The sequence below is a fragment of the Streptomyces sp. NPDC055506 genome (assembly GCF_053643595.1).
The window spans coordinates 38363-55007 of record NZ_JBSHKH010000014.1 but is presented as its reverse complement, the minus strand read 5'-3'; the positions used below and the strand labels follow the sequence as shown (position 1 = coordinate 55007).

12 protein-coding genes are annotated in these 16645 nt (G+C 74.0%); 7 read left to right on the top strand and 5 right to left on the bottom strand.

The window, feature by feature from the left end; translation table 11 throughout:
* Positions 1–31: 31 nt before the first annotated feature.
* Positions 32–1255: a cytochrome P450 gene (locus tag ACWIF2_RS08380; RefSeq protein ID WP_454359353.1), complete on the top strand. Its 1224-nt coding sequence runs from the start codon at positions 32–34 to the stop codon at positions 1253–1255.
* A gap of 31 nt (positions 1256–1286) precedes the next feature.
* Here ACWIF2_RS08380 and ACWIF2_RS08375 read toward each other — a convergent pair whose 3' ends face one another.
* The 3 genes from ACWIF2_RS08375 to ACWIF2_RS08365 form a co-directional block, all read right to left on the bottom strand.
* Positions 1287–1784, bottom strand: coding sequence for a hypothetical protein (locus ACWIF2_RS08375; RefSeq protein WP_454359352.1), 498 nt, complete (start codon positions 1782–1784; stop codon positions 1287–1289).
* Positions 1781–2356 carry an RNA polymerase sigma factor gene (locus ACWIF2_RS08370; protein WP_382486133.1) on the bottom strand — a complete coding sequence of 192 codons (576 nt, stop codon included), beginning with the start codon at positions 2354–2356 and terminating at the stop codon, positions 1781–1783. Before ACWIF2_RS08370 ends, ACWIF2_RS08375 begins: the two co-directional genes overlap by 4 nt.
* Before the next feature lie 62 nt (positions 2357–2418).
* Positions 2419–3849, bottom strand: coding sequence for a S8/S53 family peptidase (locus tag ACWIF2_RS08365; protein WP_454359351.1), 1431 nt, complete (start codon positions 3847–3849; stop codon positions 2419–2421).
* 189 nt (positions 3850–4038) lie between these two features.
* Here ACWIF2_RS08365 and ACWIF2_RS08360 point away from each other — a divergent pair, with 189 nt between their 5' ends.
* Positions 4039–6606, top strand: coding sequence for a CHAT domain-containing protein (locus tag ACWIF2_RS08360; protein WP_454359380.1), 2568 nt, complete (start codon positions 4039–4041; stop codon positions 6604–6606).
* Positions 6607–6683: 77 nt separating this feature from the next.
* Here the strand turns inward: ACWIF2_RS08360 and ACWIF2_RS08355 are convergent, their stop codons facing one another.
* Positions 6684–8429, bottom strand: coding sequence for a LuxR family transcriptional regulator AbsR2 (locus tag ACWIF2_RS08355; RefSeq protein WP_454359350.1), 1746 nt, complete (start codon positions 8427–8429; stop codon positions 6684–6686).
* A 95-nt stretch (positions 8430–8524) separates the two neighbouring features.
* Between ACWIF2_RS08355 and absR1 the strand changes: the two genes are divergently transcribed.
* The 5 genes from absR1 (at position 8525) to ACWIF2_RS08330 (ending at position 15667) form a co-directional block, all read left to right on the top strand.
* Positions 8525–9610, top strand: a complete 1086-nt coding sequence (absR1, locus tag ACWIF2_RS08350) for a beta-glucuronidase AbsR1 (protein ID WP_454359349.1) — start codon at positions 8525–8527, stop codon at positions 9608–9610.
* Positions 9611–10027: 417 nt separating this feature from the next.
* Positions 10028–11311: a hypothetical protein gene (locus ACWIF2_RS08345; RefSeq protein WP_454359348.1), complete on the top strand. Its 1284-nt coding sequence runs from the start codon at positions 10028–10030 to the stop codon at positions 11309–11311.
* A 55-nt stretch (positions 11312–11366) separates the two neighbouring features.
* Positions 11367–12257 (top strand): hypothetical protein, encoded by an 891-nt coding sequence (locus tag ACWIF2_RS08340; protein ID WP_454359347.1) that lies wholly within the window; start codon positions 11367–11369, stop codon positions 12255–12257.
* Positions 12254–13351, top strand: a complete 1098-nt coding sequence (locus tag ACWIF2_RS08335) for an ATP-binding protein (protein WP_454359346.1) — start codon at positions 12254–12256, stop codon at positions 13349–13351. The genes ACWIF2_RS08340 and ACWIF2_RS08335 overlap by 4 nt, the downstream gene beginning before the upstream one ends.
* 51 nt (positions 13352–13402) lie before the next feature.
* Entirely contained in the window at positions 13403–15667 is a 2265-nt protein-coding gene (locus ACWIF2_RS08330) for a hypothetical protein (RefSeq protein WP_454359345.1), read from the top strand.
* Here the strand turns inward: ACWIF2_RS08330 and ACWIF2_RS08325 are convergent.
* Positions 15645–16640: a hypothetical protein gene (locus tag ACWIF2_RS08325; protein WP_454359344.1), complete on the bottom strand. Its 996-nt coding sequence runs from the start codon at positions 16638–16640 to the stop codon at positions 15645–15647. The two genes, ACWIF2_RS08330 and ACWIF2_RS08325, sit on opposite strands and share 23 nt — an antisense overlap.
* Positions 16641–16645: the final 5 nt, after the last annotated feature.

Sequence of the window (16645 nt, the reverse complement as noted above, 5' to 3'; positions counted from 1 at the left end):
CAAGCGGCGGGGGCGCGACGAAGGTGGGTGCATGACGGAGGAGACCACCACGCTGACCGGCCAGGAACCGCCCCCGGTACGGGACTGGCCCGCCCTCGACCTGGACGGGACGGAGTTCGACCCGGTCCTCGCGGAGCTGATGCGCGAGGGGCCGCTGACCAGGATCCGGCTGCCGTTCGGCGAGGGGTGGGCATGGCTGGCCACCCGCCACGACGACGTGAAGCTGATCACCAACGACCCGCGGTTCAGCCGCGCGGAGGTGACCGGACGTCAAGTGACGCGGATGGCACCGCACTTCAAACCGCGGCCCGGTTCGCTGGCCTTCGCCGACCAGCCCGACCACAACCGGCTGCGCAAGGCGGTCGCCGGGGCCTTCACCGTCAGTGCGATGAAGCGGCTGCGGCCCCGTGCGCAGGAGATGCTCGACGAACTGGTGGAAGGGGTCGTACGGGACGGGCCGCCGGCCGAGCTGATCGAGCGGGTGCTCGAACCGTTCCCGATCACCGTGGTCAGCGAGGTGATGGGCGTGCCGGCCGCCGACCGGGAACGGGTGCACACCTGGACCCGGCAGATCATCTCCACCTCGGGCGGGGCCGAGGCCGCCGACCGGGCCAAGAACAGTCTGTACGGATGGATCACGGAGACGATCCGCTCCCGCGCGGACAGCGCCGGCGAGGACGTGTACTCCCTGCTCGGCGCCGCCGTGGCGCGTGGCGACCTCAGCGAGACGGAGGCCGTCGGCCTGGCCGGTCCGCTGCAGATCGGCGGCGAGGCCGTCACCCACAACTGCGGGCAGATGCTCTGTCTGCTGCTCACCCGGCCCGAGTTGCGGCAGTGGTGGCGGGAGCGGCCCGAGGGACGGGACGCGCTGCTGGACGAGTTGCTGCGCTGGATTCCGCACCGCAGCTCCGTGGGCCTGGCGCGGATCGCCCTGGAGGACGTCGACCTGCGCGGACACCGCATCCGCGCGGGCGACCCGGTGTATGTCTCCTACCTCGCGGCCAACCGCGACCCGGACGTCTTCCCCGAGCCGGACCGGATCGACCCCGGCCGCGCCCCCAACCCGCACCTGGCCCTCGGCAACGGACCGCACTACTGCACCGGCGCCGTCCTGGCCCGCCTCCAGACCGAACTCCTGCTCGGCACCCTGCTGGACCGGCTCCCGGGCCTGCGCCTCGCGGTCCCCGCCGACCAGGTCGAGTGGCGGCGCAGGACGATGATCCGGGGACCGCGGACGCTGCCGTGCACCTGGTGACCGGGCGCGCCCGCAGCCGGGTGGCCGGGGCCTAGGCCCGCAGCCACTCCGTCACCACCACGTCCCCGCCGGTCCGCAGCCGTAGCGCGAATGGGCCGGAGTGCGGTGCGTCGCCGGTGAAGCGGCCCAGGTCGTCGGCCATGAGCGGGGCGCCGGGGCGCGGGCCGCCCAGGACCTCGATCCGGGCCGGCTGCGGTGGCAGCACCTGTCCCAGCAGCCCCTGCGTGGTCACCTCGACGTCGACGGTCACCTCGCCCGCCCGGAAGGTCAGCATCCGGGGCGCGTCGGTGACGCCCCGGACCGGGAGGGCGTCGACCAGCGAGTCGAAGGTCAGCTCGGCGATCCGGGCGTCGAGGTCGTGCAGCGCGTACGCGTCGACGGCGATCTGCTGCAGCTCGGCGGGCACCGGGTCCAGGACGGCGGCGGCCTGCCGCAGCTCCTCCTCCAGCAGCCCGGTGTCGAACTCCTCGTCCTCCCAGCCGTCCTCGTCGAACGCGTCGTCGTCGCTCATGCCGTTCAGGTCGCTCATATCGCCCCCCGTGCCTCGAGCCGGGCCCGCAGACGCCGCAGACAGCGCTGGCGCAGCGGCCCGATGCTGCCCACCGCGATACCGAGCGCGGCGGACACGTCCTGATAGCTGGGCGGCGGCGTGGCCATCAGCACGCGCAGCAACTGCCTGCACCGCTCGCCCAGTTCCTCGAACTCCTGCCACAGCCGCCGTACGCGTTCGCTCTGGGCGGCGGCCTCCTCGGAGTCGAGCAGCGACTGTTCCGGCGTGCCCTCCTCGCTGACCCGGTCCAGGAGCTGTGGATCGTCCGTCAGGGTCAGCCGTTGCGAACTCCGGATGACCTTCAGGCACTCGTTGCGCGCCGTGCTCGCCAGCCAGGCGCCCGCCTTGCCGGGTTCGCGGATCCGCCCGAGGTGCTGGGCGAAGCGGAACCACGCGGTCTGGTAGACCTCGTGGGCGTCCGCGTCGGAGAGCCGGTGGGCCCGCACCACGGACCAGACCAGCGGGCTCAGCCCCTCCACGAGCGCCTTCCAGGCCGCCGCGTCGCCGTCGGCGGCTGCCTGGACGAGCGCGCCGGCATCAGTACGGTCCACGGCAGCCCCACCCCTCGAGTACGGCAGGTCATGGTACGCCGTGGAGGGGGCGGCTTCGGCCCTCACGAGCCGGGGACCAGGCGCACGACCGGGACCGGGCGCCAGGTGGGCGGACGCAGCGCGGCAACGTGCGCCCCGCGCACTTCGGCGACCCCGGTGTTGGCGGCGAGCAGTTGCCGCCGGGCCGCGCGCGGGTCGGTCTCCTTGTGCGCCGTCATATGGGCGGCGACCATGCCCGCGGTCACGGGGGTGGCGAAGGACGTGCCGCTCCACTGCGCGTACCCCTCGAACATCACCTGGTCCGGCTTCGCGGCGGCGTTCTCGTCGCTCAGCACTCCGGTGTGGCGGGGGTGCCGGCAAGTGCAGCCGTAGCGGAAGCCGTAGCGGCAGGAGTCGTACGTGGAGTGCTGGTACACGTACGGGACGGGGGTCTCGAAGCCGGTGAGGGCACTGGTGAGGCGCTCGCCGGGAGCGTAGACCCGTACCCAGGGGCCGTGGTTGGTGAAGCAGGCGCCGAACTCGCCGTCGCTGCGCAGGGCTCCGACCGACAGCACGGAGTCCTCCCAGCCGGGCAGGTCGGCGTAGGCGGCGGGCCAGAAGGGCGTGGCGCTGCCGTTGTTGCCCGCGGCGGCGACCAGCAGGGTGCGCTGCTCGCGCAGTTCCCGCATGAAGTTCTCCACGCCGAGCAGGCCGTCGGTGCGGCCGTTGGAGGTGCCGGCGGAGAGGCTGAGGACATCGGGCCAGCCGCCGGCGTCGACGGCCTCGAAGAGCTTCTCACCGAATTCGGATTCCAGGATGGCGCCCGCGTCGTTGAGGCTGCCGCGCACGGTGATGTCGGTGTTGGGCGCGACGGCGGCGACGAGCCCGGCGATGAACGTGCCGTGGCCGACGTACTGCTGGAGGATGCCCCGGTCGTCGCACTCCTGGACCTGGGCGTCGCCGCCGGTGTGGGACAGCAGGCCGCAGGAGCGGTAGTCCTTCATCAGCCCGGTGTCGACGACGAGGACACCGACGGCGGTGTCCGTGTCGTACGCCGTGTCGGCGGGCGCCGGGTTGAGCGGCTCGCTGAGCGGGACGGGGACCGGTTCGTCGCCGGGGCAGGCGTTGACCGCGATGTGGACGACATGGTTGCGGGCGGCCATCCGGTGCCCGGCCCGGTCCTCCCTCTCGCGCACGGAGCGCAGCGCCTGTGCGACGGCCCGGTCGGCTTCCCGGCCGCCCTCACCGGGGTCGCCGACCCGGATCCGGGTGATGCCGCTGCGGTTGGTCCGCGGGCCGGCCCGGCGGACCTGGTCCTGGTCGAGGTCGGGTGCCGCGGTGAAGTGCGCCCGTACGGTGTCCTCGACGATGCCGGCCTCCTCGCCCTCGCGGACGAGGACGACGCCCTTCTCGTACATGAACTCGGCCGCGTCGTCCGGGCCCATCGCGAGGGGGACGTCCGGCATGGAGCGCTGGATCTGGTCGAACTGTTCGTGGAATCGCTGAGGTGCCATGGCGGGTCCTCCCACTGGGCGACGGCGTCGGTCGGTACGGCGGAGCGGTCGTCGGTACGCGCCGATCCTCCTCGACATGAGCCGCAGTGCGGTCATTTGATACAGCGCCGGACCTGTGTGGTGTGGTCGGGGGCCACTACCATCCGAGGAGTGACAGCGGGAAACGACTCGGTGGCGGCACTGCTGCCGATGGTGTTCGCCGATCCGGGCGAGGCTCTCGCGAGGGCCCGGGCGCTGCTCGACGCCGATCCCGACCCGCTGCACGCCTCCGTCGCCCATCAGGTGATCGGCATCTGGCAGCGGGACTTCGGTGATCTGCGGCTCGCGCTGAACCATCTGCGGCGCGCCCGGGACTTCGCGGCGCGCGCGGACTCGGCCGACCGGGAGGCGGATGTGCTGGCCACGCTGGGCGTGGCGCTGGTGCACGCGGGCCGCACCCGGGAGGGCCTGGCCGCGTTCGAGCGGGGCGTCGCGCGGGGCGGCGGGCACACGCGGGCGCGGGTGCTGTACCGGCGGGCGTACGTGTGGTGGGTGCTCGGCCGGCATCGCGAGGCCCTGGACGACGTACGCCGGGCGGTTCCGGTGCTGCGGCAGGCGGAGGACGTGATCTGGACGGCGCGGGCGCTGACCCTGCGGGCGACCGTGCATCTGGCGCTGGGGGCGGTGGAGCGGGCCGAGGCGGACTTCACCGCGGCCGAGGCGCTGTGGGACACCACCGGCCAGGAGCACGACAAGGCCGACGCGGTGGAGAGCCGGGGGCTCGCCGCGTTCCGGTCGGGTGACGTACCGGTGGCGCTGCGGCTGCTCGACGAGGCGGAGGAGCGGTACGCCCGGCTCGGCACGCCGACGTTCATGCTGAACATCCGGCGCTGCGAGGTGCTGATGGCGGCCGGGCTCGCTCCCGAGGCGCTGGCCGAGGCCGACGCGGCGATCAGGAAGCTCGACGGGATCGGCGGGCAGTCCACGCGCAAGGCGGAGCTGCTGCTGGCCGCCGCGCGGGCCGCCCGGCTGGCCGGGGACCCGCACACCGCGATCGCCCGTGCCGCCCTCGCGGTACGGCTGTTCGCCGGGCAACGGCGCACCTGGTGGGAGACGCACGCCCGGCTGGTGCTGATCGAGGCGCGGCACGCGGCCGGGCGCGGTTCGGGCCGGCTGGTCGCCGACGCCGCCGCGGTGGCGGAGAAGCTGGCCTCGTTCGGGGCCCCGGCCGCGCCGGAGGCGTCGCTGCTGGCGGGCCGGATCGCGCTGGGCCTGGGCTGGACGGCGGACGCCGAGCGGCATCTGGCCGTCGCCGCCCGCAGCAGGCGTGGCGGGCCGCCGCTGGCGCGGATGACGGGCTGGGCGGCGCAGGCGCTGCGGGCGCGGGCCGCCGGGTCGGCCCGGGGTGTGCTGGAGGCGTGCCGGCGGGGTCTGGACGTGCTGGACGACCACCGGATGACGCTGGGCGCGTCCGAGCTCAGGGCGCGCGCCACCGAGCAAGGCGCGGAGCTGGCCGCGCTCGCCCAGCGGGCGTCTCTGGTCTCGGGCGGGCCGCGGCGGCTGCTGGTGTGGAGCGAGCGCTGGCGGGCCACCGTGCTGTCCACGGCGCCGACCCGGCCGCCCGCCGATCCGGAGCTGCTCAGCGGCATGACCGCGTTCCGCGAGATCGCCTCCCGTGCGGAGGCCGCCCGGATGGAGGGCCGGCCGGTGCCGGCGCTGGAGCGTGAACAGCGCCGCCTGGAGCGGGAGATCCGGTCCCGGACCCTGCACATGCGGGGTGAGGCGCCCGGGGGCGGGGACCGCTTCGACGTCGGCCGGCTGCTGGAGCGGCTGGGCGACGAGGTACGGCTGGTGGAACTCGCCGTGCTCGACGGACGGGTGCAGGTGCTGCTGTGCGGGCAGGGGCGGGTGCGCAGGTTCCAGGCCGGGCTGCTGGCCGAGGCGGTGACGGAGGCGGAGCACGTGCAGGCCGGGCTGCGGCGGCTGGCGCATCCCGGGGCCGAGGCGCGTCTTCCGGTGGTGGAGGCGGCCGGGCGGCGGCTGGAGGAGCTGCTGCTCGGCCCGGCGGCGGCGCAGCTGGGCGGCGGCCCGGTGGTGGTCGTGCCGCCGGGGCGGCTGCACCGGGTGCCGTGGGCGCTGCTGCCGTCGCTGCGGGAGCGGGTACTCAGTGTGTCGCCGTCGGCGGGCAGTTGGCTGCGTGCCGGGGAGACCGCGCCGCCGCCGGACGGCTGCCATGTGCTGGTACGCGGCCCTGGTCTGGCGACCGGCGGAGCCGAGGTGCCCGAGCTGGCCGGCCGGTACGGCTGCGCGACGGTCCTGGAGGACGGCGAGGCGCGAGTGCCGCGCGTGCTGGAGGAGCTGGACGGGGCGGCGCTGGCGCATATCGCCGCGCACGGCACGTTCCGCGCGGACAGCCCGCTGTTCTCCTCCCTGCGGATGGCCGACGGGCCGATCGTCGTGCACGACTTCGAGCGTCTGGCCCGCAGCCCGTACCGGATCATCCTGTCCTGCTGCGACACCGCCCGCCTCGCGTCCGTCGGTGCCGACGAACTGCTCGGCCTGGTCACCGCGTTGCTGCCGCTGGGCACGGCCGGGGTGGTGGCGTGCAGCGCGCCCGTCAACGACGCCGCGGTGGTGCCGCTGATGCTGGCGCTGCACAAGGGCCTCGACGCAGGGCTGTCCCTGGCGGAGGCGCTGCGCGACGCCCGGGCCGCCCTGCCGGGCGACGCGCTGCACCAGGCCACGGGGTGGGCCTTCTCGGCGTTCGGGGCGGCCTGAGGGGCGGGCTAGGGGGCCTGAGGGGCGGCCTGACCCGTCCCCTGTGCGGGTCAGGCCGCCGGTCTCCTGGGTGCGGCTCAGGCCGGCTGGGCCTCCGGCTCCTCGGTCAGCCACGGCAGGGCGCCGCGGTCGCTCGTGCCGAGCCGTGCGTAGGCGCTGTACAGGTGGTTGCCGACGGTGCGGATCGACAGGGTGAGGCGTTCCGCGATCTGCCGGTTGCTCAGGCCCGCCGCCGCGAGGGTGACGATCTGCCGCTGCCGGGTGGTGAGTTCGCCGAGGACCAGCCCGGACAGCGCCGGCGTGCGGGCGCCCTGGCAGCGACTGGCCAGGGCAACGGCCCGGGTGCGGGAGTGCCGGGCGGCACGGGGATCGCGGTGTGTCCCCACGGCCTGGGCGTGCGCCTCGGCGGCGAACAGCGTGAAGCCGCGCCTCTCCAGCTCCTCGGCGACCTCGTCCAGGGCCGGGCCGTCGGCGCGGGTGAGCGCGTCGGCGTGCCGGGCGAACACACCGGTGAGCCGGTCGATGACCTTCTCGGGGGCGCCGAGGCGGACGGCGTCGTAGGGGTCGGCGAGGTTCGCGAGGACGGTGTCGAGGTCGCCCCCGATGTCGACCGGAGGTTCGCCCAACAGGGCGGCGGCACGGTCGAGTTCGTCCTGGCACGACACGTCCGAGGGTGCGCTGCGCAGTCCCTCCCTCGCCCAGGCCGCCGCCTCCCGCGACTCCCCGCGCAGCCGGGCGAACCGGGCGCGTACGGCGGCGTATCCGCACGGCAGCGGGCCGCCCTCGGCGACCAGCCACTCCCCCACCGGCGTGGGCAACGGCCGTACGTCGTCCCGGTCGATCCGGTGCGCCAGTGCGGCCGACTCGGCGTCGAGGGCGGCGGCGTACACGTCCGGTGTCCGGGCCAGCCGGCGTGCCCGCAGCCGGCCGGCCGCGGCCCTGAGCACCGGGCCGTGCAGGGGGTGCGCGAGGCGGACGGTGCCCGCGTCGTCGACGCGGACCAGGCCGTCGGACTCCAGGACTTCGAGGGCCGCGATGTCCGCGTCGTCAGGACGCAGCGGCAGGGGTTCGGCGAAGGCGAGGCGGTCCAGGGTCTCGCGTTCGCGAGGGCTGGTGCGGCCGAGGACGGGGGCGGTGCGCTCACGCACGGCCGTGGTCAGCGGCACCGGGCCCCGCCATGCGCGTTCCCCGGTGCCCGGGACCTGGATGAGCCGCCCCCGCACCGCGCCCAGCAGGTCGCGCAGCAGCCGCAGATCGCCCTGGCTCAGCCGGTGCAGCCGGCCGACGGTGAGCGGATCGAGGGGGCCGGCGCCGGCCGTGAGGAGCCGCTCGATCTCCTCCTGGGCCGGCGGCTTCAGGGTGAGGCGCGGCAGGAGCTCCCCGGTCCACAGCCGGGAGATCGCGCCGGGCACCGGGGTGCCGTCCGTGGCGACGACCAGCAGACGGGTGCGGCCGTGCACCGCGAGTTGGTGGACCAGGGCGGCGGAGGCGTCGTCGAGGAGGTGCGCGTCGTCCACGACCAACGTGCGTACGCCGGCCAGGAGTTGGACCGCGCGGTGCAGGGTGACCGTCTCGGGCAGCAGATGGGCGAACGCGGCGAAGGGAAGGGCGCGGCTCTCGGGCGTACCGGCCGCCCGGGCGCAGTCGGTGCCGCGGACCGCCTCGGTGACCAGGCGGGTCTTGCCGCAGCCCGCCGGGCCCGTCACCACGATGCCGCGGCGTCCGCCGGTCAGGGACCTGCGGACCAGCTCCAGTTCGTCCTCCCGCCCGGCGAACGGCCAGGGCAGCTCCAGGGGCGTCGCGTCCCGCTCGTAAGTCGTCACACAGACATGAGCGCGGCTACTCACTTCTGATACAGGGCGACTTGAGTAGCCCCCGACTCAGGCGCCCGGGACGGCCCGCGGGGCAGGCTGTGGCCATGACCGCACGCTACTGCTCGCTGGCTCAGGCGCCGGCGCCCGCCTTCGCACCGGGGCTGGCGGCCGAGCGACTGAGCGCGTTCGTGGGCGGGCGGCGGATGTGGGTCAACGGCACTGTTCTGCACTACTGGTTCTTCGACGGCGACAGCGATGCGTCCGTCATCCCCGTGCCGGGGACGGGGATGACGCGACGCGTGTCATGGGCCGGCGCCGAAGAGCAGCGGGACGTGGTGCGCACGTGCTTCCGGGAGTGGCAGGACCTCGGCACCGGGATCTCCTTCGCCGAGGTCGACGACCGCTCGGAGGCCGAACTGCGCATCGGGTTCCAGCTCGGCGACGGCTCCTGGTCGGCCGTGGGCCGTGACGCGCTCCTGGCGGGCCGGCACGAGCGCACCATGAACTTCGGCTGGGACCTGACCGCGCCCGGGGAGCACGGGACGGCCCTGCACGAGATCGGGCACGCGCTCGGCATGCTGCACGAACACCAGAGCCCGTTCGCCGGCATCCACTGGGACGACGAGGCGGTGTACGCCGAACTGGCGGGCCCGCCCCACCACTGGAGCCGCGAGAGGACGCACTACAACATCCTGCGCAAGCTCGACCCGGACGAGGTCAACGGCTCCGTCTGGGACCCGCAGTCGATCATGGAGTATCCGTTCGCGTCGGGGCTGGTCCTGGAGCCGGAGCAGTACCGCGCGGGTCTGAACCCGCCCGGCACCCTGTCCGCCGCCGACAAGGAGTTCGTCCTCCGCTGGTATCCGCCGGCGGATCCTGAGGGACCGTCCGAACTGGTGCCGTTCCGCTCGGCGCCGCTCGGTCTCGGCCCGGGCGAACAGGCCGACTTCGTCGTCGACCCGCCGGAGACCCGCACCTACACGCTGGGCACCTTCGGCGACAGCGACGCCGTCGTCGTGGTCTTCGAGGAGCGGGACGGGGAGCCCCGCTACCTCGCCGGGCAGGACGACGGAGGGACCGCGCGGAACGCCACGATCAGCGCCCGGCTCGTCAAGGGCCGCCGCTACCACGTCCGCGTACGCCTGTACTCCGCCTGGGGTTCCGGCGAGACAGCGGTGATGTGCTGGTGACAGCACCGGCGCGCCGAGCGGACACCTGAGCCACAGTCCGGCACCGGGGGAGCGGTCGAGGACGTCGCCCATGGGGGTGGGTGACGTCCTCGACCACGCCATGTCCTGGTTCACGGCCGGGGCGGGGGCGCACGGCCGACGGACGCGGTGCCGCCGAGGGCCTCGCCGAGGGCGGCGGGGCGGACGCGGGGCGCACCGGCCCCGGCGCCGTGGCTCCACCCCACGGGTGAAGAGCGTTCACCGGCGGCCGACATGGGGCATCGTGCAAGGGAACGGCTGGCAATGGCGTTACGCCGTCCGAGTATTGATGCCTACGCTTGATTGCTCTCGCGGCTGCACGTCCGTACCGGAAGGCCCACGAGGTGCCGGCGGCCCGACTACGCTCGCGGCGTAACACCGGGGGATGGGGGGGAGCGGGTGGAGACGTCCCGACGCGACCGTGCCCGGCGGCGTAAGGCGCCGGCGGCGGTTCCGGTCGTGCTGCTCTGGGCGCTGGGCGCTCTGGTTCTGGGCATTCTGATCGGTCTGGCGGCGGACCCGTCGCGCCTGGTCGGCACCACCGGGTACGTCTTCGCCACCGGACTGCTGCTGGCCGTGGGCCTGTACGGCAGCACGTACGGCATCGACCTCGCCGATCTGCGCCGTGATCTGCGCGGTGTGGTGGCGGCGGTCACGCTGGGCGTCGTCCTCAAGGCGGCGATCGTCTCGGGCGTCATGGTCTGGGCCTTCGACCGCCCGGAGTATCTGATACTCGGCATCGTCGTCGCGCAGATCGACCCGCTGTCGGTGGCCGCCCTCGGCAGGGACGGGCACATGTCGCAGCGCGCCCGGTCGCTGCTTACGGCGTGGGCCTCCTTCGACGATCCGATGACGGTCCTGCTGACGCTGTACGTCGCCGGGTACGCCTACACGGCCGCTGGGCACCCGGGCGCGCCGTCGGTGGTGGGCGGCGGAGCCCGCGGCTACGCCCTCGGACTGGCGTTCAACGCGCTGCTCCTGGCCGGTGCCCTGGCGCTGTGGTGGGCGGGCGGCAGGCTGTGGCCGGCACGGCGGGCCCGGAAGGAGTCCGCCGAGTCCGGAGAGCCCGGGGAACTCGACAGCCCCCGGCGTCCCGTGACGCCGCTCGGCGCCCTGCTCGTCGTGGCCATGCTCGTGCTGGCCGCGGCGAACATGCTGATGCTCGCCGTGGCGGTGGCCGGACTGTTCCTCCGCACGCGGGCGTTCGCCCGTCCGCTCGCGCGGGCGGTCACGAGCGCCTTCCTGCTCGCGACCACGCTGCTCGGCCTGTTCGCCGCCCAGGGGGTGTCACCGGGCCCGGGGGTGCTGCTCGGCGCCTCGGCGTTCGGCGCACAGGCGGTGGTGGCCGTGCTGCTGATGCCCCTCTTCGTGCGCGGCCTGTCCCGAAGGGACCGGATCCTGCTGGGGATCGGCCAGCAGAACGGACTCACGGCCGTGCTGCTCGCCCTCACCCTCGAACGCGACTTCCCGAAGACGGTGGGCATCGTCGCCCCGGCCGTGGTGACCGTCAACCTGCTGCACTACGGGGCACAGATCGCGTTCGGCTGCTGGTCGCGCCGCCGTTCCGGCGGGAACCGGCAACCCGCGGGCGGGCAGCGGCGTCTCCCCCGGCATCCGGCGGCCGACGACGGCAGGGCGGGCGAGGCACCGACGGCGACCGACGGACTGCGGTCCTCCGCGTAGCCGAATGATGTGCGGCGGCCCGGACGGGGCGCGGCCAGGGGAACGGGGAGGCCGGATGGGTGAGCGCAGAGGGAGCCGTGTCAGGCGTCCCCGCACGGGACCGCGCTGGACGCCCGTCCTGCTGCTCGGCGCGCTGCCGCTCCTCACCATGACCGCCGGACAGGCCGCCGCCGACACGGGCAGGAGCGATGTCCGGCTGGTGTACTGCCTCGCCGACGAGCACCGGGGCGAGCTCGGGGACGCGGCGGTGCGGCTCGGTGTGGTGCGGCGTGCTCCGGGTCCGGTCGGCGGTGCGGACGCCGTACGGGTGCCCGGCCGCAAGGGCGGTGTGATGTCGCTCGACGACTGGGCCGCCGAGCGCCCGGGCGACTTCGCACGGGTCTGCGACGCGGTCATGGCCGCCGCGGGCGAGCCGCCGGGGGCGTCCGCCGACCAGGGCGGCGGTGGGTCGGGCGGGTTCGCCGACGGGGCGCTCCTGCTGGCGACCGGCGCCGTGCTCACCGTACTCGGGCAGAAGACGGAACGGATCTCGGCGGAGCGGCGCACGCACGGCCGGCAACTCACGGCGGCCGTGCTGGAATTCCGGAGGATCGCATGGCTGTATCTCGCGGAGTACGAGCAGGTGGCCGAGACGGACCACGCCGAGGTGTCACGGGCCCGGGCGACGCTCACCGGCCTCCTCGCCCTGGTGCCCGGTCCGGCCGCACGCCGGGCTTCGGCCCGGGCGCTGGCCGACTCCCTGCCCCTGGCGGACAGACTGCCGCGCAGCCGGGACGGGGAACTCCTGCAACCGCACGACAGAAAGACCGAGGCGGACGCCGTGCGCACCACCCTGGACCGGCAGACGCGGGAGGTGGGGGATCTGCTGCGCCCCGCACCCGTCCGGTGGCTACGCGGATCACGACACAGCGGCCGTCCCACAAGCGCCGGAGGGCAACACGGATGACCAACTCCGACTGGGCGAACCCCTACGGAGTGCGCAAACCGTACGGATCGAACGGCGCGGGCAACGGCGACGGCCGAGACAACAGCCCGAACGGTTCCGCCACGCTCAGCGCCGACCACCCCCTGGTGCCGTGGAAGCAGCCGGACCACATGCACCAGTGGGTCGACGTCGACCACTCCCGTGACGAACTGGACCGCTTCGAGGAGCACTGGCCCGACCTCGGCGAACTCCTCGACTCGAGCTCGGGGCACGGCCGGGTGGTGGTCGTCAGCGGACCGCCCGGCATGGGCAAGACGTCGCTCATCCACCGGTGCATCCACGAGGCGCGCCGGCGTGTGACGGCGGCGGCGCCGGCGGCCGGGAACCCGCTCGTGCTGTTCGCCCCGACCGCGGGGCTCGACAACGACGGCCGCCGGATCAGTGTCGACCCCGACGGCCGGTCGTTCGCGCCGACCCGGCTGATCAACGCCCGCATACGCCGCGAGATCGCCAAGAAGCTGCTGCTGCACGAGTTCTCCGAGTCCCGGGTGCAGGCGATCATCGCGGAGGAGGACCCGTTCCAGGCGTACAGCGAGATGAGCGACCTGCTCATCCAGCACAACGCGCTGCTCTTCGTCGTGATCCCGCACATCCGGTGGAACGACGCCCATCTCCGGGCGGCGTTTCTGCGCACCTGTCTGAGCCCCGCGCACCCCAGGATCGTACTTTTCGTCGAAGTGAGCCACGGCGCGGCGGAGACGGCGCGGGAAGTGGCCGCCGCCATCGGCGGATCGGCGGCGGTCACCCATCTCGCGCTGCGCGAGCTGGACTCCGAGGACATCTGGAGGTTCAGCCACAGCGCCCGCGCCGCCGGTGGCGGACCGCACGGCCTGGTCGAGCCCGACAGGAGTTCCCTGATGGCGGCACACGACGAATGGAAGCCCTCCGACGTACGCGAACTGCGGAAGGTCTTCCACTCGGCGGCGAACGCCCTGCGCACCGCACCGCACCCCTGGCCGATCGACGCCGACGCGCTCAGACCCCACTGGGAGAGCCGGCGGGCCCGCCGTGACGCCCTGCTCCGTGAGCCGATCCTGCCCCGCCCCGGCGGCTGATGCCCGCCGCCACCCCGACCGCGCCTCTCCGGACCCGCAAGGAGTGCCATCGTGGCCGCAAGCAGCGCAGACACCTGGTACAGCAACCCCTTCCCCCTGGTGCCGGTCGTGCGGCTCGGCCCGTCGGCGGACCTGGGTGAGGCACCGGTCGAGGCCGCCGACTCGGGCAACGCCCATGTCTCCACCCAGTTCCTCGGGGACCTCGAGGAGCTGGTGCGCGACTACCTCCGGGACCGGCCCCGGGGCGGGCGGCGGGGCCGGGCGATCGCCGTGGTGGGAGAGTTCGGCCTGGGCAAGAGCCACGCGGCCCGCGAGGTCTGCAACGGGCTCGCCCGTCCGGACGGCCCGGCCATGTGGATCGTCGACGAACCGGTGCAGGACTTCGGCCGCATGTACCGCGACCGGCTGCGCGGCCCCGCCGACACCCCGGAGGGCAAGGCCGCGTTCGAGGAACTCGTCCGCGACTACTACGCCTATGTGACGGCGTCCCGGGTCGGCGAGCAGAGCTCCGAGTCACGGCCGGGCCGGCCGGACGACATCCCGCTCGGCGACATCGCCCTCGACGACATCGCCACCGGGCTGCGCGACCGCGTCCTGGACCCCGACAAGGTGGTCTCCGCCCTGCGCTACGACCCCGAGGTGATGCACGCCGATCTGCGGGTCACCCTCGGCGAGGTCACGGAGCACCGGAGGTTCGCCACCGCTTTCGCCCTGCTGCAGGACCCCCGGTTCACCTCGATGGTCTGGGCGTGGCTGACCGGTGACGAGCCCGCCCCGCAGCTGAGGGAACGCGGCATCAGGGACGCCGTCACAGGCATCGACCCGGTCTTCGACGCGCTGGCCGTCCAGGGCTTCCTGCACGGCCGGGTCGGCAAGCCGTACGTCCTGCTGATCGACTCGCTGGAGAAGGTGCTGGACTGGCCGGAGGACTCCCGGCGTACGTTCGTCGATGCCTTCGAGCGCCTGGTCAACGTGTATGTGAGCCGGGGCGGGCTGCTGGTGTTCTGCACCTCGCCGAGCGGGCTCAACGCGTTCCGCCCGAGCCTGCACGAGCGGGTGGTGCAGCTGTGGCCGAACCGCTTCACCGCGGAACTGACGGCGGATCTCGTCGCCGAGTACATCGGTTCGGGCGCCCGTCCGGGCCCTGGCGAGGGCGCGGTCGAGCGGTGGCCCGCGCCCTTCGGTTCCGAGTCGGTCGCGATCCTTCAGGAACTCACCGGCGGGGTGCCCCGGGAGATCCTCAAGACCTGCCACCACGCCTGGCAGTTGAGCGAGGACGGCGGCGGCGCGGTCCGGGAGGTGACCGCCGCGACCGTGCTGCGGGCCGTGCGCGATCTGCACGACAACGTCTCCGCGGACCAGGTGCTCTCCACGATCCACGACGCGCTCGCCCTGGGGCAGTGGCGCATCGCCTCGGTCGACCCGGTCCCGGCACGGGGGGCCGCCGACGGGCCGCTGGAGGTGGCGTACTGGCTGGAGCCCTTCCCGAACTCCTACATCGCGATCGTGGTCACCCCGTCGGTGCTGGTCGCGGACGACCAGGAGCGCATCACCGCGCGCGTCCGGGCGCTGCGCCGCGCACTCGAACCGGCCAGGGCCGAGGTGCTGCTGGTGGTCAACGGCCATGTGTCGCGGACCATGCGGGACCGGCTGGCGCGCTCGCTCGGCTCACAGCCCCTGCTGTACCGCCCGGGTGACTTCGAGCGGGCCGTGAACGAGGCCCTGGACCGGCTGCGCGCCCGGCTCACGGATCTCCGCCAGGAGGCCGATCTCGCGGAGCTGACCAACGAGCTGCGCGGTGCGCTCGGCGAGCACAGTTCCCAACTGGGGCTGCTCCGCCGGACGGTGAGCGATCTGGCCCGGCGCGATCTGGTCGCGGCGGCACCCGGCCCGGCGCGCACGGCACTGCCGGAGCCGGTCGAGGGCCGGTTCGAGGAGGTGTTCTCGCTCCTCGACTCGGCCGTGGAACGGCTGGCCGGCCGTTCGTCCGACGGTGCTGCGGACGGGAGCCCGCCGCCTCGGGCGGGGCGGGCCGATCTGGCGGCGCTGGGCTGCGCCACCCTGGTCCGGCAGCTGACGGAGAGGTTCCGTACGGGCGCCGACGCCTGGTTCCGTGCCGCCTCGCCCGGCGCGTCCGAGGAGCAGTGGGCGGGGCTGCGCCGGGTCTGCCGGGAGTACGAGACGGCGGTCGAGGTGCTGCCCGTGCAGTCCCTCGGCGGTTCAGGACCGGCGCACCGGCCGACCGCGGCGCGTGCGGTGGAGGCGCTCGCCGACGAGGTGTGGGGCGGGCTGGTCAGTGCGGTCCGGTCTCCGTGATCTCGCGCAGGGCGCCCGCCAGCTGGTGCAGCCGGCTCTCCGCGTGGGCGACCTGACGCTGGTCCAGCGTCACCCCGAGGACGTAGTCCCGCGGCGACAGCCAGGTCACGTACACGGCACCCTCCTGGACGTCCAGGACCAGGCGGTCGGCGGGCGGCTGCACCACGAGCCGCAGCGCGTCGGTCAGCCGGGCGAGATGTCCGCGCAGGCCCTGGGCGAGGTCGCGGTACCCGGTGCGGCGTGAGCGCACGCTGGTCTCGAGGAAGCGCGGGCCGAGCTCGGCGTTCTCGAAGACGTCGCCCGCGCAGACGAGTTTCCAGTCCCGGTAGAAGGCCGCGTAGTGCAGGTCGATGGTGTTGACGTGGCCGCCCCACAGGGCCCGCAGCCGCATTTCGGACAGGTTCTCGTGCTCGGCCGTCGCCGTCCCGAAGTCGATGCGCAGCTTCTCCTTGTGCTCCGGCAGCGGGACCGGAGGGTCCGTCAGGCCGCCGGGCAGTTCGTCGGGCAGGTGGTGCACCCGGGTGCGGATGACGGAGACGAGGGTGTTCATGGCCGCGTCGGCGGCGGGCATCCCGCCGGGCGTGTCGGTGAGCGCGGCCAGGTACTCCCCCGGCTTGACCCGACCGCCCCACAGGCCGCCGCGTGCGTTGGCGACCACGACGCGCATCAGCTCACCGGTGCCCAGGGGCCGCATCAGCGCGTTCAGGTCCTGGGTGCACAGCAGGAGCCGGCTGCCGGGCAGGGCCTCGTTGGCGATGTCCTCGCCGCCCACGGTGACCAGGCTGGACAGCGGGACGCTGTCGCTTCTGCGGAGGACGAAGTCGATGATTCCGTTGCTGTAGTGGGACACCGACCTGAGAGCGGGGACGCCGGCGAAGGCCCCTTGGCACAGCTCTGTTATTCGGCCGTGGCCCTCCGGGAACCAGTGGGACTCGGTGAAGAGCTCGGTCTCCGGGTGCGGGGCTGCTGCCACGTACG